Annotated in this window: 17 protein-coding genes; 2 read left to right on the forward strand and 15 right to left on the reverse strand. The window is 64.6% G+C overall.

Going from position 1 to position 19544, the window contains the following annotated elements:
• Positions 1-37: 37 nt before the first annotated feature.
• The 8 genes from rpsA to ACIGJE_RS06475 form a co-directional block, all read right to left on the reverse strand.
• Positions 38-1735 carry a 30S ribosomal protein S1 gene (rpsA, locus tag ACIGJE_RS06440; RefSeq protein WP_082980020.1) on the reverse strand — a complete coding sequence of 566 codons (1698 nt, stop codon included), beginning with the start codon at positions 1733-1735 and terminating at the stop codon, positions 38-40.
• A 313-nt stretch (positions 1736-2048) separates the two neighbouring features.
• Positions 2049-2414 carry a cupin domain-containing protein gene (locus ACIGJE_RS06445; protein WP_311937971.1) on the reverse strand — a complete coding sequence of 122 codons (366 nt, stop codon included), beginning with the start codon at positions 2412-2414 and terminating at the stop codon, positions 2049-2051.
• Positions 2415-2446: 32 nt separating this feature from the next.
• Positions 2447-2701, reverse strand: coding sequence for a formate dehydrogenase subunit delta (locus ACIGJE_RS06450; RefSeq protein ID WP_311937973.1), 255 nt, complete (start codon positions 2699-2701; stop codon positions 2447-2449).
• A complete protein-coding gene (gene fdhD / locus ACIGJE_RS06455; RefSeq protein ID WP_311937975.1) occupies positions 2691-3521 on the reverse strand; it encodes a formate dehydrogenase accessory sulfurtransferase FdhD in 831 nt (276 codons plus the stop codon). The genes ACIGJE_RS06450 and fdhD overlap by 11 nt, the downstream gene beginning before the upstream one ends.
• 165 nt (positions 3522-3686) lie before the next feature.
• Positions 3687-6518, reverse strand: a complete 2832-nt coding sequence (fdhF, locus tag ACIGJE_RS06460) for a formate dehydrogenase subunit alpha (protein ID WP_415083175.1) — start codon at positions 6516-6518, stop codon at positions 3687-3689.
• An 18-nt stretch (positions 6519-6536) separates the two neighbouring features.
• A complete protein-coding gene (locus ACIGJE_RS06465; protein ID WP_394314660.1) occupies positions 6537-8090 on the reverse strand; it encodes a formate dehydrogenase beta subunit in 1554 nt (517 codons plus the stop codon).
• Entirely contained in the window at positions 8087-8560 is a 474-nt protein-coding gene (locus ACIGJE_RS06470) for a formate dehydrogenase subunit gamma (RefSeq protein WP_105863428.1), read from the reverse strand. The genes ACIGJE_RS06465 and ACIGJE_RS06470 overlap by 4 nt, the downstream gene beginning before the upstream one ends.
• A gap of 181 nt (positions 8561-8741) precedes the next feature.
• Entirely contained in the window at positions 8742-9206 is a 465-nt protein-coding gene (locus tag ACIGJE_RS06475) for a hypothetical protein (RefSeq protein WP_068293965.1), read from the reverse strand.
• A 514-nt stretch (positions 9207-9720) separates the two neighbouring features.
• On the opposite strand from ACIGJE_RS06475, the gene ACIGJE_RS06480 reads away from it, so the two are divergent.
• Positions 9721-10761, forward strand: a complete 1041-nt coding sequence (locus tag ACIGJE_RS06480; protein ID WP_415083180.1) for a carbohydrate kinase family protein — start codon at positions 9721-9723, stop codon at positions 10759-10761.
• A 2-nt stretch (positions 10762-10763) separates the two neighbouring features.
• Here the strand turns inward: ACIGJE_RS06480 and ACIGJE_RS06485 are convergent, their stop codons facing one another.
• On the reverse strand, positions 10764-11297 hold the full coding sequence (locus ACIGJE_RS06485) for a DUF2569 domain-containing protein (RefSeq protein ID WP_415083182.1): 534 nt from the start codon (positions 11295-11297) through the stop codon (positions 10764-10766).
• Between the two features lie 96 nt (positions 11298-11393).
• Positions 11394-12593, reverse strand: coding sequence for an MFS transporter (locus ACIGJE_RS06490; RefSeq protein WP_311937986.1), 1200 nt, complete (start codon positions 12591-12593; stop codon positions 11394-11396).
• A gap of 163 nt (positions 12594-12756) precedes the next feature.
• Between ACIGJE_RS06490 and ACIGJE_RS06495 the strand changes: the two genes are divergently transcribed.
• Complete coding sequence (locus ACIGJE_RS06495) at positions 12757-13659, forward strand: LysR family transcriptional regulator (protein ID WP_415083184.1); 903 nt, start codon at positions 12757-12759, stop codon at positions 13657-13659.
• Positions 13660-13782: 123 nt separating this feature from the next.
• Here the strand turns inward: ACIGJE_RS06495 and ACIGJE_RS06500 are convergent, their stop codons facing one another.
• From ACIGJE_RS06500 to ACIGJE_RS06520, 5 genes are all read right to left on the reverse strand, one after another.
• Positions 13783-14967, reverse strand: a complete 1185-nt coding sequence (locus tag ACIGJE_RS06500; RefSeq protein ID WP_367625495.1) for an ABC transporter ATP-binding protein — start codon at positions 14965-14967, stop codon at positions 13783-13785.
• Positions 14967-16013, reverse strand: coding sequence for a Gfo/Idh/MocA family protein (locus tag ACIGJE_RS06505; RefSeq protein WP_367625496.1), 1047 nt, complete (start codon positions 16011-16013; stop codon positions 14967-14969). Before ACIGJE_RS06505 ends, ACIGJE_RS06500 begins: the two co-directional genes overlap by 1 nt.
• 6 nt (positions 16014-16019) lie before the next feature.
• Entirely contained in the window at positions 16020-16853 is an 834-nt protein-coding gene (locus ACIGJE_RS06510; protein WP_311937994.1) for a carbohydrate ABC transporter permease, read from the reverse strand.
• Between the two features lie 11 nt (positions 16854-16864).
• Positions 16865-17782 carry a carbohydrate ABC transporter permease gene (locus tag ACIGJE_RS06515; protein WP_415083188.1) on the reverse strand — a complete coding sequence of 306 codons (918 nt, stop codon included), beginning with the start codon at positions 17780-17782 and terminating at the stop codon, positions 16865-16867.
• A 274-nt stretch (positions 17783-18056) separates the two neighbouring features.
• A complete protein-coding gene (locus tag ACIGJE_RS06520; protein ID WP_394314653.1) occupies positions 18057-19493 on the reverse strand; it encodes an extracellular solute-binding protein in 1437 nt (478 codons plus the stop codon).
• Between the last annotated feature and the right edge of the window lie 51 nt (positions 19494-19544).

The raw sequence follows: 19544 nt of genomic DNA on the forward strand, positions 1-19544 counted from the left end.
GGCTCCAAGAGCCGGCTGAAAGCCGGCGGTCCCGGGCTTACTTCTTCTCGGTGCGGGCGCGCAGGGCGGCGCCGAGAATGTCGCCGAGCGAGGCGCCGGCGTCCGAAGAACCGTAAGCGGCAATCGCTTCCTTCTCTTCGGCCATTTCCAGAGCCTTGATCGAGACCTGGACCTTGCGGGCCTTGCGGTCGAACTGGATGACGCGGGCGTCAACCTTTTCGCCGGCAGCGAAGCGCTCGGGGCGCTGATCGGCGCGATCGCGGGCCAGATCGCCACGGCGGATGAAGGCCGTGAGGTCGGTGCCGGTGATCTTGACGTCGATGCCACCTTCCTTGACGTCGGTGACTTCGCAGGTGACGACCTGGTTCTTCTTCAGTTCGCCGGCATCGACGAAGGGGTCACCCGCAAGCTGCTTGATGCCCAGCGAGATGCGCTCCTTCTCGACGTCCACGTCGAGCACCACGGCCTTGACCATGTCGCCCTTGCGGAAGTCGTCGATGACCTGCTCGCCCGGACGGTTCCAGTCGAGGTCGGAGAGATGGACCATGCCGTCCACATCGCCGTCGAGGCCAATGAACAGGCCGAACTCGGTCTTGTTCTTGACTTCGCCTTCGACCACCGAGCCGTTCGGGTGCTTGTCGGCAAAATCTTCCCAGGGGTTGGAAAGGGTCTGCTTGAGGCCGAGCGAGATGCGACGCTTGATCGGGTCGACCTCGAGGATCTGCACTTCCACTTCCTGCGAGGTGGAAACGATCTTGCCGGGGTGGACGTTCTTCTTGGTCCACGACATTTCGGAAACGTGGATCAGGCCTTCGATGCCCGGCTCCAGTTCCACGAACGCGCCGTAGTCCGTGATGTTGGTCACGCGGCCGGTGAACTTGGCCTGCAGCGGGTACTTGGCGTCGATGCCCAGCCACGGATCGGCCTGGAGCTGCTTCATGCCCAGCGAGATGCGGTGCGTCTCGTGGTTGATCTTGATGATCTTGACCTTGACCTGCTGGCCGATGGTCAGAAGCTCCGTCGGATGGTTCACGCGGCGCCATGCAATGTCGGTGACATGCAGGAGGCCGTCGATGCCGCCCAGGTCAACGAACGCACCGTAATCGGTGATGTTCTTGACCACGCCGTCGACCACCTGACCCTCTTCGAGGTTCTGGACGATCTCGTGACGCTGCTCGGCGCGGCTCTCTTCGAGGACCGTGCGGCGGGAGACGACGATGTTGCCGCGGCGGCGATCCATCTTGAGGATCTGGAAGGGCTGCGGAACGTTCATCAGCGGGGTGACGTCGCGGATCGGACGGATGTCGACCTGGCTGCGCGGCAGGAAGGCCACGGCGCCGTCGAGATCGACGGTGAAACCACCCTTGACCTGGTTGAAGATGACGCCGTCGACCTTTTCATTGGCCTCGAACGACTTCTCCAGCTTGATCCAGCTTTCTTCGCGGCGAGCCTTGTCACGCGAGATGACGGCTTCGCCCAGCGCATTTTCGATGCGCTCGAGATAGACCTCGACCTCGTCGCCGACCTTGAGCGCGCTGTCGCGGCCCGGGCCGTTGAATTCCTTCAGAGCTACGCGGCCTTCGGTCTTGAGGCCGACATCGATGACCGCGAGGTCCTTCTCGATGGCGACGACGATACCCTTGACGACCGAACCTTCGGCCATATCGCCGGTGCCGAATGCTTCGTCGAGCATCGCGGCGAAATCTTCACGCAGCACGTTTTCCTGTACGGACATATGTTTTCCTGGCGCCGGCGGTTGGTGTTGATCATCGTTTCCGGAAAGCGGCAGGGCTGCTGGAGCAGCCACAGGCGGAGTGTTTTGAGAAAAAACACACCCGGCCGGCGCAAGGCCCGCAAGGCGGAAACGTCTTTCTGGTCTATTTTTCGAACGCCCGTCACATCTGCAATGACGGCTGAGCGTCAGATGGGCGGTTCCATATCAAGATGGAAGGGGCGGAGCAAGGCAAAAGGCGAATTTTTGCCGTTTTCCGGCCGGGAATCCTGCAAAAAAAGCCGAGGGACGCAGCGAGCGGGCGAGCGGGCTCCGATTAGTCCGGCATCGCCTGCTGCAGCACGCTGGGGGCGCCCGTGCGATAGTCCTCGCGCAGGGGATGGAAGACGTCCATCGTCCGGCAGGCCGTCAGGGCCCGGCCGGAATGCGGGGCGTTGGGTGGCACCACGGCGACCATGCCCGGCTTTAGCACCGTGGTAAGGCCGTCGACGGTGACTTCCAGCTCGCCTTCGAACTGATGCACCACCTGTTCATGCGGATGGGAATGCAGGGGCAACGTGGCACCGGCATCGATCTGCCAGAGCACGAAGGTCATCGAGCCCGAATGCATGAAGCGACCGTGGAAGCCCGGAATGACCGTGCGAGGCTCGATCTTGTCCCAGTCGAAGAGGGTGTCGGGCATGGAAATCCCCTGGATGCCTGCGATCCCGGAATTCACGCCTTCTCGCGCAAGCTCTCCAGGGCCTTCCTGACCAGGGGATCGATGCCCTCGCCGCCGGCATCCAGATGTTCGAAGATCTGGTTGCGCATGCGGGGTTCCCAGAATTTGCGGATATGCTCGGCGATGCCGGGCACCCGCACTTCCTCGCGCTGGGACGCGAAGAACAGGCCGATCTGGTTGGCCATCCTCACCAGCTTGGCGGAGGGGTCATGTGCGTGGCCCTCATGCGCGGCTTCATCATGCGACATGGGCGAGTTTCTCCGGAACGATACGGTGGGGATGGGTGAAGATCTCGAAGCCGTCGGAGCGGGCGATGCCGACCAGCGTGATGCCGGCCTCCTCGGCAGTGCGGATGGCGAGGGCCGTGGGGGCGGAGACCGCCACCACGATGGAGGCACCCATCGCGGCCGATTTCTGCACCATTTCCACCGAGATCCGGCTGGTGAGGACGACGATGCCCGGCAGGCCTTGCGGTGCGGGAGCGATGGAACGCCGGGCCAGCGCGCCGGCGAGCTTGTCGAGCGCATTGTGCCGGCCGACATCCTCGCGCAGGGCGACGAGGCCGTCGGCTTTGGTCCAGAAGGCTGCAGCGTGCACGGCGCGGGTCTGGTGGTTCAGTATCTGGGCGGGCGCGAGTGAAGCGAGGGCGGTTTCGATATCGGCGGGTGACAGCTTGAGGTCACCGGCGACCGGCTGCGGCTTGCGCACCGCCTCGGTCAGGCTGTCGATGCCGCACAGGCCGCAGCCCGTGGGCCCGGCCAGCATGCGCCGACGGGCGGCGAGCGCGGCGCCTCGATCGCCCTTCAGCCACATACGAAGTTCGACACCTTCCTCGTAATCGACGCGTTCGAACTCGGTGACGTCGTCGAGCGAGGCAATGATGCCTTCGGTGAGGGAGAAGCCGTAGGCGAAGTCCTCGAGATCGACAGGGCTTCCCATCATCACGGCATGGGAACCGCCATCATAGACCAGCGAGATCGCCATCTCCTCGGGAACCATGCGCTCGCCTGGCGTGAACATGCCGTCACGCCAGGCAAAGCGGGAGATGGTGCGGACGGGATCGGTCATGGTGTTCTTCTCCTTCTCCCCCTGTGGGAGAAGGTGGCCGAAAGCCGGATGAGGGGTTGGATCAACCTCTCAACCCCTGATTTCAGCAATATGATCTGCATAGGTCACGAGACCCCTCATCCCCCTGCCGGGACCTTCTCCCGCAAGGGGAGAAGGGTGCTGTCCTCACTCCGCCGCGATGCGACGCGAATTCTTCGCCATCGCCTCATATTCCTCCTGCCATTGCGACGGGCCGTTGGAAGGCATGACCTGAACCGCCGTCACCTTGTATTCGGGGCAATTGGTCGCCCAGTCCGAGAAGTCGGTGGTGATGACGTTGGCCTGCGTCGAGGGATGGTGGAAGGTGGTGTAGACCACACCCGGCGCCACGCGATCGGTGATGGTGGCTCGCAGCGAGGTCGAACCAGAGCGGCTTTCCAGGCGCACCCAGTCATGCTCGCGAATGCCACGCTGCTCGGCGTCGTGCGGATGGATTTCCAGCACATCCTCCTCGTGCCACATCGAGTTTTCGGTACGCCGGGTCTGCGCGCCGACATTGTACTGCGACAGGATGCGGCCGGTGGTGAGCAGCAGCGGGAAGCGTGCCCCGGTGCGCTCGTCGGTCGGGATGTATTCGGTAACCATGAAGCGGCCTTTGCCGCGGACGAAATGGTCGATATGCATGATCGGCGTACCCTCGGGCGCCTTGTCGTTGCAGGGCCACTGCACCGAGCCGTCCTGCTCCAGCTTCTCGTAGGAGACGCCGGCGAAGGAGGGTGTGAGCCGCGCGATCTCGTCCATGATCTGCGAGGGATGCTCGTAGGGCATGGGGAAGTCCATGGCTTCGGCGATCAGCAGCGTGACCTCCCAGTCGGCATAGCCGGCCTTGGGGGCCATCACCTTGCGCACACGCTGGATGCGGCGCTCGGCATTGGTGAAGGTGCCGTCCTTCTCCAGGAAGGAGGAGCCGGGCAGGAAGACATGGGCGTAGTTGGCGGTCTCGTTCAGGAAGAGATCCTGCACGACGACGCACTCCATGGCGGCCAAGCCCGCCGTGACATGCTTGGTGTCCGGATCGGACTGCACGATGTCCTCGCCCTGCACATAGAGGCCGAGGAACGAACCCTCGACGGCGGCGTCGAGCATGTTGGGAATGCGCAGGCCCGGTTCCTTTTCCAGGTGCACGCCCCAGAATTCCTCGAACATGTGGCGCACTTCATCGCCGGCGATGTGGCGATAGCCGGGCAATTCATGGGGGAACGAGCCCATGTCGCAAGAGCCCTGCACGTTGTTCTGGCCGCGCAGCGGGTTCACGCCGACGCCGCGGCGCCCGATATTGCCGGTGGCCATGGCGAGGTTGGCGATCGCCATCACCGTGGTCGAGCCCTGGCTGTGCTCGGTGACGCCGAGGCCGTAATAGATGGCGCCATTGCCGCCGGTGGCGTAGAGGCGAGCGGCGCCGCGCACCAGTTCGGCCGGCACGCCGGTATATTTCTCCACTGCTTCCGGCGAATGCCGGGGATCGGCGACGAAGGCGGCCCAGTTCTGGAACTCGTCCCAGTCGCAGCGCTCGCGCACATAATCCTCGGCGACCAGGCCCTCGGTGACGATGACATGGGCCAGCGCCGTCACAATGGCGACATTGGTGCCCGGCAGCAGGGGCAGATGGTAATCGGCTTCGACATGCGGCGTGCGTACGATGTCGGTCTTGCGCGGATCGATGACGATCAGGCGGGCCCCTTCGCGCAGGCGCTTCTTCATGCGCGAGCCGAAGACCGGGTGGCCGTCCGTCGGATTGGCGCCGATGACGACGATGACGTCGCTGTCCTCGACCGAATCGAAATCCTGCGTGCCGGCGGAGGTGCCGAAGGTCTGGCCAAGGCCGTAGCCGGTCGGCGAATGGCAGACGCGGGCGCAGGTATCGACATTGTTGTTGCCGAAGCCACCGCGGATCAGCTTCTGGACAAGATAGGTCTCTTCATTGGTGCAGCGCGAGGAGGTGATGCCGCCGATCGAGGCCTTGCCGTGCTTGGCCTGGATGCGCTTGAACTCGGAAGCGGTGTAGGCGATCGCTTCTTCCCAGCTCACTTCCTTCCAGGGATCGGTGATCTTGGAGCGGATCATCGGCTTGAGGATGCGCTCCTTGTGAGTGGCGTAACCCCAGGCGAAGCGGCCCTTGACGCAGCTATGGCCGCGATTGGCCTTGCCGTCCTTGTAGGGCACCATGCGCACGACTTCCTCGCCGCGCATCTCGGCCTTGAAGGCGCAGCCGACGCCGCAATAGGCACAGGTCGTCACCACCGAATGCTCGGGCTGGCCGATCTCGATCACCTTGTTCTCGGTGAGGGTGGCCGTCGGGCAGGCCTGCACGCAGGCGCCGCAGGAGACGCATTCGGAATCGAAGAAGGCTTCGTCCATGCCAGGCGAGACGCGGCTTTCGAAGCCGCGGCCGGAAATGGTCAGCGCGAAGGTGCCCTGGACTTCCTCGCAGGCCCGTACGCAGCGCGAGCAGACGATGCATTTTGAGGTGTCGAAGGTGAAGTAGGGGTTGGACGTATCCTTGTCGAGGCCGAGATGGTTGTCGCCCTCATAGCCGTAGCGTACTTCGCGCAGGCCCACCGCGCCCGCCATGTCCTGCAATTCGCAATCGCCATTGGCGGCGCAGGTCAGGCAGTCGAGCGGATGGTCGGAGATGTAGAGCTCCATCACGCCCTTGCGGATCTCGGCCAGGCGAGAGGTCTGCGTCTTCACCTTGATGCCCGGCGCCACCGGCGTGGTGCAGGAGGCCGGCGTACCGTTGCGGCCTTCGATCTCGACCAGACACATGCGGCAGGAGCCCCAGGCGTCCATCATGTCGGTGGCACAGAGCTTGGGGATCTGCGTCCCCATCTCCATGGCGGCGCGCATGATCGAGGTGCCCTCGGGCACGGTGATTTCCTGGCCGTCGATGGTCAGCGTGACCATCTTCTCCGACTTGGAGAGCGGCGTGCCGTAGTCGATTTCGTGGACGAGGGACATTGACTGTCTCCTTGGCGATTATTCGGCGGCGATGCGCTGGGGCGTGCCGTGGAAATCTTCGGGGAAATGGCGGATGGCCGAGAGGACCGGATAGGGCGTGAAACCGCCGAGGGCGCAGAGCGAGCCGAACTTCATGGTCTGGCAGAGATCTTCGACGACGGCGATGTTGCGGGTCACATCCTTGCCGGCGATGATCTTCTCGATGGTTTCCTTGCCCCGGACAGCGCCGATGCGGCAGGGCGTGCACTTGCCGCAGCTTTCGATGGCGCAGAATTCCATGGCGAAACGGGCCTGGCGGCGCATGTCCACGGTATCGTCGAACACCACGATGCCGCCATGGCCGATCAGGCCGTCCTTGGCTGCGAAGGCCTCGTAGTCGAAGGGCGTGTCGAAGAGTTCGCGCGGGAAATAGGCGCCCAGGGGGCCGCCGACCTGCACGGCGCGCACGGGACGGCCGGTGAAGCAGCCGCCGCCGATATCGTCGACGAGTTCGCCCAGCGTGATGCCGAAGGCGGTCTCGAACAGGCCGCCATAATTGAGATTGCCGGCGAGCTGGATCGGCATGGTGCCGCGCGAACGGCCCATGCCGAAATCGCGGTAATGCTCGGCGCCCTCGGCCAGGATGATCGGCACGGTGGCGAGCGAGAGCACGTTGTTGATCACGGTCGGCTTGCCGAACAGGCCCTTATGGGCCGGCAGCGGCGGCTTGGCGCGTACGGTGCCGCGCTTGCCTTCCAGGCTTTCCAGCAGCGAGGTTTCCTCGCCGCAGACATAGGCACCCGCACCGGTGCGGGTTTCCATGTCGAAATCATGGGCCGAACCAAGGATGCCCTTGCCGAGCACATTGGCGCGGCGGGCCTTCTCGATGGCTGCATCCATGGCGGCGATGGCATGGGGATATTCGGAGCGGATATAGACATAGCCCTTGGTCGCACCGGTGGCGACGCCGGCAATGGCCATGCCCTCGATCAGGCAGAAGGGGTCGCCTTCCATCAGCATGCGGTCGGCGAAGGTGCCGCTGTCGCCTTCGTCGGCATTGCAGACGATGTATTTCTGTGGCCCGGCAGTGTCGGCAACCGTCTTCCACTTGATGCCGGTCGGAAAGCCTGCGCCGCCGCGGCCACGCAGGCCGGATTTGGTGACTTCGTCCACGATGGCCGATGGCCCGATGGCAATCGCCTTTTCCAGGCCCTTGAGGCCGCCATGGGCCTTGTAGTCGTCGAGGTCGCGCGGATCGACGATGCCGACGCGCGCGAAGGTCAGGCGGGTCTGACGCTTGAGGAAAGGCTGGTCTTCGGGCTTGCCTATCCGCAATTTATGGGCGCCGTCGCCGGCGAAGGCGGCGATCAGGCTGTCGGCGTCTTCCGGCTCGGCCGGGCCGTAGCCGATGCGGCCTTCAGGGGTGACCAGCTCCACCAGCGGGTCGAGCCAGGCCATGCCCCGCGAACCGTTACGGATGATCTCGATATCGAGCTTGCGGGCGATCGCTGCAACCTTGAGAGCTGCAGCGAGTTCATCGGCGCCACAGGCAACGGCGGCGGCATCGCGTGGAACGTAGATGCGCATGGTCATCGCACCACCTCTTCCAGGGCCTTGTCGAGACGCTTGGCATCGAGCCTGGCTACCAGGCGGCCGTCGATCATCGCGGCGGGGGAAATGGAGCACAGGCCGAGGCAATAGACCGGCTCGAGTGTAACGCGTCCATCCGGCGTTGTCTCGCCGAACTCGATACCGAGCTTTTCGACGAGGTGATCCGCCAGGGCTTCGCAGCCGGCGGATTGGCAGGCCTCGGCACGGCAGAGCTTGATGACATGCTCGCCGGCGGGTTCCCTGCGGAAATCATGGTAGAACGTCACCACGCCATGCACCTCGGCGCGGGAGAGATTGAGCGCTTCGGCCACCATGGGGACGGCCGGCTCGGGGACATAGCCGAAGGTTTCCACAAAGGAGTGGAGGATCGGCAGCAGCGGGCCTTCCAACGTCTGGCCTGCCGCGATGAGTTCAGCCGCGCGTGCGGTATTCCAATCTTCGTGGGCTGGCATGCCACTCTCTTTCGACTAGTTCCAGAGAGGAACAATGTGCCCTCGTTCCAACGCGATCAAGCATCAATTTTCGTCGAACGATAGAGATCTTCTATTAAGCTCCGCTCGTCACGAGAGACACTGGAAGACGGTTCGATCCGGGATCGTTCCGCGGCGGCGGACGATCCCGGATCTTCGAAAGTCAATATTGGTAGCAGACGCGCTGACGACGGATACGCCAGCCGTAATCAGTGTAGACCCGCACCCGCCGCCAGCGGCAGGCCGGTGCATAATCGTAATAGCCGTCGTCATAATAGCCGCCGCCATAACCGCCATAGAGGCCCGGCGTCATCAGCAGGGGAGCGAGTGCGAGACCGGCGCCCCAGCCCCAGCCATCGTCACGCCAGCGCCGGCCGTAGCCGCCACCATACCAGCGGCGATGACCCCAGCCGCCACCCCAACGACGGCCACCCCAGCCGCCACCGCCCCAACGGCGCCCGCCCCAACCGCCGCCGCCCCAGTGGCGGCCACCGCCGCCCCAATTGCCGCCGCCATGATGGGGAAAGAAATAGCCGTTGCTACGCGCTTCGGCCGGCGCGGTCGCTGTCATGGACGCCGCGCTCAGGGTAAGGGCCGCCAACGCGGCCACCAACAATTTACGAAACATGGAACACTCCTCGGAGAGGGAGTTCCGGCCTTCGTCGTAGCCGGGCCGGCAGGGCCTCTCCACCTGGAAATTACCTTAAGTTAACCATTAATCCAGAACAGATGAACTCTTGCTATCATCGCCGTTCATGTGGCGTTCATCTTGGCGGACATGTCCGCCTAAGATCTTGAGATCATAGCACAAAACGGCGCGTTTGTCATCGCGGGACAAAGGGCGGCAGGCGGAATGATTCCAGGCCCAGCCTCGGGCAACAGCTTCTGCGTGCAGTGGAGAAGGTGACGGTTGCCTGCAGGGCTTCAGTCGCCGCAAGTATTCGCGTTCCGATACTACCCAAGGTAGAGGCATGCCGACCATCGCCCGGTTGCGGAGGCGATCAAGCATGGCTCGGCCGCGGCAATCGCGCCATTGCAAAAGGCGGCAATTGATTGTTTCTTTTCGCTACAAATAAACTCCGGGCCGTCGGTGAGTCGTGAAAGCGTCCTGCCGCCGGCCTGACATTCGACGGGTAGAGGAAATGCAGGGTGAGCGTCCAGCCTCGGCGCGTTCCGGGATCGTCACGGCGGGAACCTGGTGTGTCGACGGCAACAAGCTGGTTGAATATTGGCCGGGCGAGGATGGCCTCGTCGAGATCCTGCACGAGGAATCGCGCGGCGGCGGTTCGGGCTGCAACCTCGCCATCGATATCAAGCGCCTGGATCCGGACATCTGGGTGGAGACGCAGGGGCTGATCGGCGAGGACGAGGATGGCCGCCTGCTCCATGCCGAAGCCGACCGCTATGGCATCGATCGCCGCCGTCTGGTGATGACGCCGGAAGCCCGCACCTTGCACACCGATGCCTATACTTCCCAGCGTAGCGGCCGGCGCACCCATATCTTCAATCCGGGTGTGGCCTCGCTGATGACGCCGGAGCATTTCGATTTCGCCGACACGAAAGGGCGCATCCTCCATCTCGGCCTGCCCGGCGTGCACAAGAAGATGGACGCGCCCTGGAACGGGGACGCCAATGGCTGGCTGACCGTGCTGCGCATGGCGAGGCAGGCCGGCCTCATCACCAATCTGGAACTGGCCACCGCTTCGCCGGCGCGACTGCGCGAACTGGTTCGCCCGTTGCTGCCCCATCTCGATCTCCTCGTCGTCAACGATGCCGAGATGGGAGCGATCGGCGAGGAGGAGACGGTGCGGGACGATCGCACGGTGGTCGATGCCTGCATCAAGGCGGCACGCAAGGTCCTGGAGGCAGGCAATTGCCAGGTGGTGGCGGCGCATTTTCCGACCGGCGCCGTCGCCGTGACCCGGGACGGCGATATCGTTACCCAGCCCTCCATTCGCGTGCCCAAGCAGGCCATCGCCGGTGCCAATGGCGCGGGCGACGCCTTTGCTGCCGGTTTTCTCTACGGCTTCCACGAAGGCTGGGAGCTCCGGCGCTGCCTGGCGCTCGCCCACGCCGCCGCGGCGGCCTCGCTGCGGTCCGTGACGACCTGCGACGCCGTCGCTCCCTGGCGCGAATGCCTGGCCCTTGCCGACGAATGGGGCTGGAACGACGGGATCGGCTGAGGTCAGAAGATTTCACCGATCTTGCGGTCGACGGCGGCATCCCGCGTGCGGAAGGTATTGGCGACACGGCGAGAGCGGTGGAAATAAGGAATCCAGATCGCCGAAGCGATCAATGCCCGGACGAGATCCTTGATATGGGTCGGATCGCTCGGCGTATTGGTCAGGTTCGAGATATAGGAATCCCCGCCCAGCTCCGCCAATGAGATCACGACCAACCCAATGTAGAAGGCTGTCATCAGGCGGGGCACGCTGGGTGAATGGGTGAAGATCCGGTAGAGGCATAGGGCGGCGAGCCCGCTCAGGGCAAAGCCCCCAAGAAGCGATGCCGCCACCGGCAGTCTCAGGGCCGCTGTCGTCTGGTTCTCGCCGGCGATGATGGCCTTCATCCCCTCCCATTCGGTGACGACGCCATAGAGGTTGATCATGGTGAACACCAAGGTTCCGATCAGTCCGATGATGGGCAGGATCATCCAGCCGCCGATGCCCCGTGGCCCATCCTGTACCTGCGCCGTCATCGTGTCGCTTGAATTGGCCATGTCGTTCCCCCACTGCCGTCGGGGATCATAATCGAACGGCCTCGTTCATTTGTGCAACACCGCACGGAACGCGTCCTTGCGGTCCTGTCGTGCTCGTCAAATCGCAGGAGGCTTTGGAAAGCTCGACGACCGCGCAAGCCAGGCCGTGAGCCAGGCCAAGGCCAGCAAGCACGCCATCGCCCAGGGCAGCACCGTGGCGCCTAAAGATCCGAGCAGGGCGCCGCCGGCCAGGCCCGCCACCGCAACGGCACTGTTCCAGACCGTGACGAACAGGGCCTGCGCGACATCGGCGGCCTCGCCGGCCGCCTGCACCGACGCAGTCTGGAACAGGGTCGGTATGCCGCCGGCGACCATGCCCCACACGGCCGTGGCGGCCAGCACGACGACGGGAGACGTCGACCACAGGCCCAAAGCGACCGCGCAGGCGCCGAAGAGGACGAGATTGCCCAGCACCATCAGGCGCAGGCGCCGGTCGATCAAGGCGCCCACCACCCACAGCCCCGCCAGCCCGGCGAGGCCGAAGCACAGCAACACGACATCCACGCGCTCCGCCAGGCCGGAGAGCACCAGGAAAGGCGCGATATAGGTGTAGAGCAGGTTGTGGGCGACGACGAACAGCCCCATCACGGCGAGGATCGGCCTGATGCCGGGCAGGGTCAGGATGGGCCGCAGCGCCAGGCGCTGATCCCCGCGGCGGCCGGCGAAATCTGGAAGGACGGCGAGGATCCAGCCGGCCAGCAGCAGGGCTACCACGCTCATCAGGCCGAAGGCGAGGCGCCAGCCGATCAGGGTACCGATGAAGGTGCCGGCCGGCACGCCGAGCGAAAAGGCCAGTGGCGCACCGATGCCGGTGAGGGCGATAGCCCGGCCGGCGAGACGGGAGGGGGCCATGCGGGCGGCATAGCCGGTGAGCAGCGCCCAGACCAGGCCGCCGCAGGCCCCGGCGAGGAAGCGGGCCACCAGCGTGACGGAAAGGCTCGAGGACATGGCCGTGACGGCATTGAGCGCGGCAAAGCCGATGATGGCGATGAGCAGCAGCAGGCGCCGTGGCAGGCTTTGGGTCAGCGTCATCAAGGGAATGGCGGTCACCAGCGAACCGGCCGCATAGGTGGTGACCAACTGGCCGGCGACAGCGTCGGAGACGCCGAGGCTCCCGCCCATCTGCGGCAGCAGCCCCGCCGGCATCACCTCCGTCATAATGGTGATGAAACCGGCCATGGCGAGGGCCAGCAGGCCGCCGACAGGCAGGCGATCGATGGCGGGCGAAGGGCCGCCGATCGAAACAGTCGAACTCATTGCAAGAACTCCCGAGGGAAGGCCATGGAAAGGGGCCCTCCACAGGAGGCGACTTGCCGGCCGTACGGGCAGGACCTTAGCCCTTTTTGTAAGGGCGAATAACTGGCTATAGTTCAAAACACTTCTGACATTTATGTCACAAATAATCGAGGCGGGAGACCTCATGGACAGTCTGGGCGCCCTCAATGCCTTCGTGCAGGCGGTCGATGCCGGCGGATTCACCGATGCCGGACGGCGGCTGGGCATCTCGCCTTCCGCGGTCAGCAAGGCGGTGGCGCGCCTGGAGGACAGGCTGGGCACGCGCCTGTTTCACCGCTCGACCCGCAGCGTCACCTTGACGGCGGAAGGCATGCTTTTCCTTGAACGCTGCCGGCGCATCCTCGGCGAATTCGAGGCGGCGCAGACCGAGCTTGCCCGCAACCAGGCCGCCCCGCAGGGCAGGCTGCGCATCAGCCTGCCCTCGATGGGGCTGCGCTTCATGTCGAAGCTGGCCGAATTCCGGCGGCTCTATCCCCTGATCGAGCTCGAGCTCGACTTCTCCGACCAGCTCGTCGACGTGATCGAAGATGGTTTCGATGCGGTGATCCGCACCGGGGAGCAGGCCGATTCCCGCCTGATGAGCCGCACGCTCGGCTTCTATCGCAGGGCCCTCGTCGGATCCCCCGGCTATTTCCGCCAGGCCGGCTTGCCGCAGCATCCCGAAGACCTGTCGCGCCATGCCTGTCTGGTCTATCGCTTCCGCACCAGCGGCAAGCTGGACAAATGGCCGCTGCGCCGCGACGGCGAATGGCTGGATATCGAGCTGCCGGTCAGCATGGTGATGAACACGCTGGAGCCGCAGATCACCCTGGCGGAGGAAGGGCTCGGCCTTGCCTGCGTCCCCGATCTGGCTGTCCGGGAGCAGTTGCGTGCGGGAACGCTGGTCAGCGTTCTCGGCGACTATCTCGAGACGACCACCCGTATCCAGGTGATGTGGCCGTCCAGCCGACACTTGTCTCCCAAGCTGCGAGTCTTCGTGGACTTTCTGGCGGCTGCCGAACTGATCCCGCCCCTCGACCCTCCCTGAAGCTGTCATTCCCGGCGAGCGAAGCGAGGGAAGGCAATCCAGGGGCAATCATGGCGGCGCTGGCCCCTGGATCCCCATCCCGGGGCCTACGGCCCGCCGGGGATGACGGAGCGCGTTTCCAACCTATCGCAGCGCCAGTCCGCTATCAGGCGCGAAGAAGCGGGCCTGGCCCATGTCGACGCCGATCTCGATATGGTCGCCGCGCTCGGGCAACCGGGCCGGCTCGACGCGCGCGGTGATGCGGTTGGCCGCGCCGGCGCCCGCTTCCGACCCCGTGGCAAGCCGCCCGGTCCCTGCCACCGACGAGGCGGCGGGCAGGTCGAAGAAGACATAGGCGTCGGCGCCGGTCATCTCGGTAAGCAGCACTTCGCAGGAAAGGCCTTTGCCCGCGGCAACGGGCAGGCGGAAGCTCTCGGGCCTCAGGCCGAGAATGACGTCGCGGCCCTTGAAGGCGGCGAGGCCTGCATTGGCTTGAAGCAGTCCGGCCGGCAAAGGCAGGCGCAGCGAGGTGCCGGCAATCGCGGCAAAGGCAGTGCCGGCCTCCTCGCCGAGGCGCACCGTGAAGAAATTCATGGCCGGCGAGCCGATGAAGCCGGCGACGAACAGATTGACCGGGTTTTCATAGAGTTCGCGCGGCGGTGCGCATTGCTGGAGATTGCTTTCGCCCTCCTTCGCCACCGGCCGCAGCACGGCGACGCGGTCGCCCATGGTCATCGCCTCGACCTGATCGTGGGTGACATAGAGCGTGGTGACGCCGAGCTGCGCGTTGAGCAGCTTGAGTTCGGCGCGCATCTGCACGCGCAGCTTGGCATCGAGATTGGAGAGCGGCTCGTCCATCAGGAAGCATTGTGGGTCGCGCACGATGGCACGGCCCATCGCGACACGCTGGCGCTGGCCGCCGGACAGGGCGCCGGGCTTGCGCTTGAGCAGATGGGTGAGATCGAGGATGCGGGCGGCCTTTTCCACCTTGTCCTTGATCACCGCCGGCGGCACTTTGCGCTGCCCGAGGCCGAAGGCCATGTTCTCGTAGACGTCCATATGCGGGTAGAGCGCATAATTCTGGAAGACCATGGCGACGTCCCGGTCGCCCGGATCGGCATTGGTGACGTCGCGGCCGCCGATCAGCACCTGGCCTTGCGACAGGTCCTCCAGGCCGGCGGCGCTGCGCAGCAAGGTCGACTTGCCGCATCCCGAAGGGCCGACCAGCACCAGGAATTCGCCATCCCTGATGTCGAGATCGACATTGGCGAGCGCCAGCGTGCCATCGGGGAAGCGTTTACCGACGGATTTGAAGGACAATGTCGCCATCAGACCCCTCCCTTCGCCAGCGTCACGGCATTGCCGCTGGCGGCGGCCTGTTCGATGGCCGCGAGCACGCGGGTGACCTTGAGGCCATCGGTGGCATCGGCCAGCACAGGCGAACCGGTGGTGACGGCATCGACGAAGCGGGCGATGGCCTCCATCACGAAGCCGCCGATGCGCCCGCCCGCGGCGGGCGTCACTCCGAGCAGGTCAGCGGTCTTGAGGCCGGCGCCGGCATATTTGCGGAAGGCGCCGTTCTGGGCGGTGTCGAGCTGCAGCGAGCCCTTCTCGCCGACGATCTCGGCCCGGAAGTCGAAGACCAGCGGCAGGTCGCGCGGCAGCACCCAGCTGTTCTCCAGAGTGGCGACGGCGCCATTGTCGAATTCCAAGAGCGAGATATGAACGTCGGCGGTGTCGACGCCCTGGGCGGCGAGGTGGCCGCGGCGCATCATCGCCTGCACCTTGACGACCTCGGCATCGAGCATGAAGCAGAGCGCATCGACCGCATGGCTGCCGAGGAACCACAGGGCAGAGGAGCGGCTCGCCCAGGACAACAGCTCGAAGGGCACGAATACGGTGTTGGAGAGCCGGGCCGAAGCATGCAGCGGCTTGCCGATCTCGCCCTGGGCGATGGTTTCCCGGGCGGTGTGGACGGCGGGGTTCACGCGGTTGTGGAAGTCCACCATCACCTTGACCCCGCTCCTAGCGGCGGCCTCGGCAATGGTCTCGGCTTCGGCGAGCGTGGTCGCCAGCGGCTTTTCGCTCATGACGTGCTTGCCGGCCTCGATGGCCGCCAGCACGATGTCGGCATGGGCGAAGTCGGGCGTGGCCACCGTCACCGCCTCGACATCAGGATCGGCGATGAGGGCACGGAAATCCTGATAGACCTTCTTCGCCCCGAACTGGCGCTGCATTTCGGCGGCGCGTTCCGGATTGAGGTCGCACACGGCCGCCAGCTCGGCGCCGGGAATGGCGTTCAGCGTCTTGCAATGGAAGGAGCCCCACAGGCCGGCGCCGACGACACCGAAACGGGCGGATTTCTGGGTAGACATCAACACTTATCCTTTGACAGAACCGAAGGTGAGGCCGCGCACGACATAGCGGTCGAGCGCGAGAAAGATGATCATCGGCGGCAGCATGGCGGCCAGCGCCGCGGCGCCGATGAAGCCCCAGGTCACGCCGGCCGTGCCGAAATACTGCAGCGTGCCGACCGGCAGCGTCGCCGTCGCGCGGTTGGCCAGCACCAGGGGAAAGGCGGCATTGTTCCAGGCGAAGACGAAGGCGAACATCGAGGTGACGATGATGCCTGGGCGCACCAGCGGCAGCACGATCTTGAGCACGATGGCCGGCGTCTTGGCGCCGTCGACGCGCGCGGCCTCCTCGATCTCCACCGGCACCTCGTCGATGAAGCTCTTCATCAGCCAGATCGAGAAGGGGATGGTCAGCGTCTGCATGATCAGGATCATGGAGAAATAGCTGCCCTTCAGGCCCACCGAGCTCGCCAGGATCGAATAGGGGATCAGGAAGGCCACGGGCGGGGCCATCAGGAGGCCGAGATACCAGAGCATGATGTTCTTGCGGCCGCGGATGCGGAACCGCGACAGCGCATAGGCCGCCGGCAGGGAGAAGGGCAGGTTGAGCAGCACCGCGCCGATGGCGACGATCAGGCTGTTGACGAGCTGGGGCAGGTTGTTGCCGGGATCGCCGAACGTATAGTGCAGCGAGGTCCAGTCCGGCTTGAAGGCCAGCACCGGCGGCATGGTGAAGAAGGTGTCGGACGGGCGGATCGCCAGCAGGGCGAACCACAGGATCGGGCCGATGAAGAAGGCGAGCAGCAGCAAAGTGAGCGCGTAGCTTGTCGCGGTGCCGGCCAGTTTCTTGCCCTTGCGCATTGGTCGGCTCCTCAGTCCAGGTCTTTGAAGGCGAAGAAGACGAACAGGCCGATGATGGCGTTGACGATGATGACCATCATCCAGGTCATGGCGCTGGAGAGCCCGATGTTGAAGTCGACGAGGCCCTGCTGGTAGAGGCTGTAGCCGAGTGTGCGGGTGGAGGAGCCCGGTCCGCCCTTGGTCAGCACCAGCACCAGGTCGAAGGTGTTGAACAACTGCATGAAGCGCAGCATCACCACGATCAGCGCCGTCTTGCGGATCAGCGGCAGCTTGATGCGCACCAGCATCGCCCGGGGCGAGGTCTTGTCGAGGCGGGCGGCCTCGATGATGTCGGGCGGTACCGAGAGCAGGCCGGCATAGAGCACGATGGCGAAGAACGGTGTCCACTGCCAGATGTCGGCGAACAGGATGGCCCAGAGGGCGGTGCTGCCGGAGCCCAGCAGGCCCTGCGCCGGCAGCGGAATGCCGGCCGAGGACAGCATCCAGGGGATCAGGCCGCCATTGGGATCATACATGTAGCGGAAGAGGAAGCCGACCACGATCGGCGCGATGGTGGTGGGCATGATCAGCAAGGCGCGGGCGAGATTGAGCCCGGGCAACTTCTTCACCAGCAGGAGCGCAATGGCCAGGCCCAGGCAGAATTCGATGGCGGTGCCCACCAAAGTGAGCAGCAGCGTGTTCCACAAGGCGCCCAGGAAGAAGGAGTTCGAAAACGCCATCTCGTAATTGCCGCCGCCGATATAGCCCATCGGCACCGGGCTCATCTGCAGATTCCAGAAGTAGAAGCTGTTCTTGAGCGCGAAGAGCAGCGGGAAGGCGATCAGGGCCAGCAGCAGGATGATCGAGGGGCTGATCAACAGATAGGGCAAAAAGGCCGGCACCCGGCGCTTCGGCCGGGCCGGGATGGCTGATGTTTCGGCTATGGTCATGGCTTTGCCCTCGCTGGTCTCGCGAATTTTCAAACGTCACGCAGCCCCTCACCCTTACCCTCTCCCCGTAAGAACGGGGCGAGGGAGTGGCAGTCGTCGCGCGAGAGGATAGCCGTGCCGAATACGGAACAGCGTCAAAGTCCCCCTCGCCCCGTTCTTACGGGGAGAGGGTAAGGGTGAGGGGCTGCACAAAGCTGTCTGAAGACGAAGTCACCCCGCATCGTGAAAACGGCACGGCCCGCGCGGTGGGAGACCCGGCGGGCCGTGCCCACCCTCACGCGAGCGAGGCGATCAGGGCCTTGGTCGCGTCGAGCGTGTCGTCATAGGTGGGCTGCTTGTAGGGAATGAGGAAATTGCCGGTCAGGATGTTGGAGAAGAAGGATTCGGTGTCCTTCAGCGCGGCATCCGGAGCGGTGTCGCCCGACAGCACCTTGTTGAGGTTGAGGCCGTAAATGCCCTCGAGCGTGGTGTAGACGGGGCAGGGCGGCCGCACGATCTTGCCGTTGCCGCGCTTGAGATCGGCGATCTGGGCGGGCAGATAGGGATAGATCTTCAGGAGCTCGGCGTCCTCGTAGAGCGAGGGGCGGGCAAAGTCCGAGAACTGGTGGCCATATTTGGTGTAGAGCGCCATGGCCTTCTGCGTCTTGGCCGAGGTCGCCCATTTGATGAACTTCCAGGCCCCGTCCTTGTTGGCGGTGTTGGAGGGGATGCCCAGGCTGTGGCCGCCGATCGAGACCACCTGGTCCTTGCCGGGGGAGCGCGGCAGGCGGGTGATGCCGAGCTTGTCGGCCACCACCGAATCCTTGCCGGACATGTAGCCGTCCTTGCGGCAGAGATAGGAATAGGGCGTCCACCAGTAGAACATGCCGACATCGCCCTTGGCGAAGCGCATGCCGGCATCGAACCAGTTGTATCCGATCGCCTCGGGCGGGGAGTTCTTGTAGAGCTCGAGGAAGAGCTTGAGCGCCTCGACATTCTCCGGCGTGTTGATGGTGGGGGTGAAATCCCACTGGCCGGTGGGGAACTGCTTGAACCAGCGCACGCCGGAGCTGGCGGCGAGCTGGGTATACATGTGCACGATGGGCGCAGGTTGCTGGCCGGCGAGCACCGTGCCCGCCATCTTCTTGCCGTCGAATTCCTTGCCGTTGAGCTTCTTGACGATGTCGAGATAGTCGCTCCAGGTCCAGGAGCCGTCGTCGGGAATCTTCACGCCGGCGGCGTCGACGAAGTCCTTGCGATAGAGCACGCACTGGCCATAGGTCGCCACCGGCAGCGTGCCGACCTGGCCGCGCCAGGTGTTCATGGAATAGAGAACCTCGGGCACGAAGTCCTTGATGTCGGTGTCCTTGTCCGCCTTGATGAAGTCGTTGAGCGGCAGGATCCAGCGACTTTCCAGATATTGGCCGAGCCACATCTGGTCGACGGAGATGACGTCGGCATCCGGCTGGTTGGAGATGAAGGAGGAGGTGAGGCGGGCCTGCAGGGCTTCCAGCGAGATGCTCTCGATCTGCAGTTCGATGCCGGTCTCCTGCTTGAACTGATCGGCGAGGCCCTGGATGGCGTAGTAGAAGGGGTCGCCCGCCAGCAGCACCCGCAAGGTCTTGCCCTGCGCGGAGGCTCGTCCGGAATTCAGGCCCAGGGCGGCGGCTCCCGCAAAGGCGGCCGTGCTGCGAAGCAAGGCGCGGCGCGAGATCTCAGGTATCGTAACCATGCTCGTTCTCTCCTCTGATGTCGGTCTGGTGGTGCAGTTCTTGTTGTTGCG

Source organism: Labrys sp. E2SS-1L, assembly GCF_057073705.1.

Excerpts from the sequence above, each read along its gene's own strand:
- rpsA (WP_082980020.1), bottom strand. The coding sequence starts at position 1,735 with ATGTCCGTACAGGAAAACGTGCTGCGTGAAGATTTCGCCGCGATGCTC.
- ACIGJE_RS06445 (WP_311937971.1), bottom strand. The coding sequence starts at position 2,414 with ATGCCCGACACCCTCTTCGACTGGGACAAGATCGAGCCTCGCACGGTC.
- ACIGJE_RS06450 (WP_311937973.1), bottom strand. The coding sequence starts at position 2,701 with ATGTCGCATGATGAAGCCGCGCATGAGGGCCACGCACATGACCCCTCC.
- fdhD (WP_311937975.1), bottom strand. The coding sequence starts at position 3,521 with ATGACCGATCCCGTCCGCACCATCTCCCGCTTTGCCTGGCGTGACGGC.
- fdhF (WP_415083175.1), bottom strand. The coding sequence starts at position 6,518 with ATGTCCCTCGTCCACGAAATCGACTACGGCACGCCGCTCTCCAAGTCG.
- ACIGJE_RS06465 (WP_394314660.1), bottom strand. The coding sequence starts at position 8,090 with ATGACCATGCGCATCTACGTTCCACGCGATGCCGCCGCCGTTGCCTGT.
- ACIGJE_RS06470 (WP_105863428.1), bottom strand. The coding sequence starts at position 8,560 with ATGCCAGCCCACGAAGATTGGAATACCGCACGCGCGGCTGAACTCATC.
- ACIGJE_RS06475 (WP_068293965.1), bottom strand. The coding sequence starts at position 9,206 with ATGTTTCGTAAATTGTTGGTGGCCGCGTTGGCGGCCCTTACCCTGAGC.
- ACIGJE_RS06480 (WP_415083180.1), top strand. The coding sequence starts at position 9,721 with ATGCAGGGTGAGCGTCCAGCCTCGGCGCGTTCCGGGATCGTCACGGCG.
- ACIGJE_RS06485 (WP_415083182.1), bottom strand. The coding sequence starts at position 11,297 with ATGGCCAATTCAAGCGACACGATGACGGCGCAGGTACAGGATGGGCCA.
- ACIGJE_RS06490 (WP_311937986.1), bottom strand. The coding sequence starts at position 12,593 with ATGAGTTCGACTGTTTCGATCGGCGGCCCTTCGCCCGCCATCGATCGC.
- ACIGJE_RS06495 (WP_415083184.1), top strand. The coding sequence starts at position 12,757 with ATGGACAGTCTGGGCGCCCTCAATGCCTTCGTGCAGGCGGTCGATGCC.
- ACIGJE_RS06500 (WP_367625495.1), bottom strand. The coding sequence starts at position 14,967 with ATGGCGACATTGTCCTTCAAATCCGTCGGTAAACGCTTCCCCGATGGC.
- ACIGJE_RS06505 (WP_367625496.1), bottom strand. The coding sequence starts at position 16,013 with ATGTCTACCCAGAAATCCGCCCGTTTCGGTGTCGTCGGCGCCGGCCTG.
- ACIGJE_RS06510 (WP_311937994.1), bottom strand. The coding sequence starts at position 16,853 with ATGCGCAAGGGCAAGAAACTGGCCGGCACCGCGACAAGCTACGCGCTC.
- ACIGJE_RS06515 (WP_415083188.1), bottom strand. The coding sequence starts at position 17,782 with ATGACCATAGCCGAAACATCAGCCATCCCGGCCCGGCCGAAGCGCCGG.
- ACIGJE_RS06520 (WP_394314653.1), bottom strand. The coding sequence starts at position 19,493 with ATGGTTACGATACCTGAGATCTCGCGCCGCGCCTTGCTTCGCAGCACG.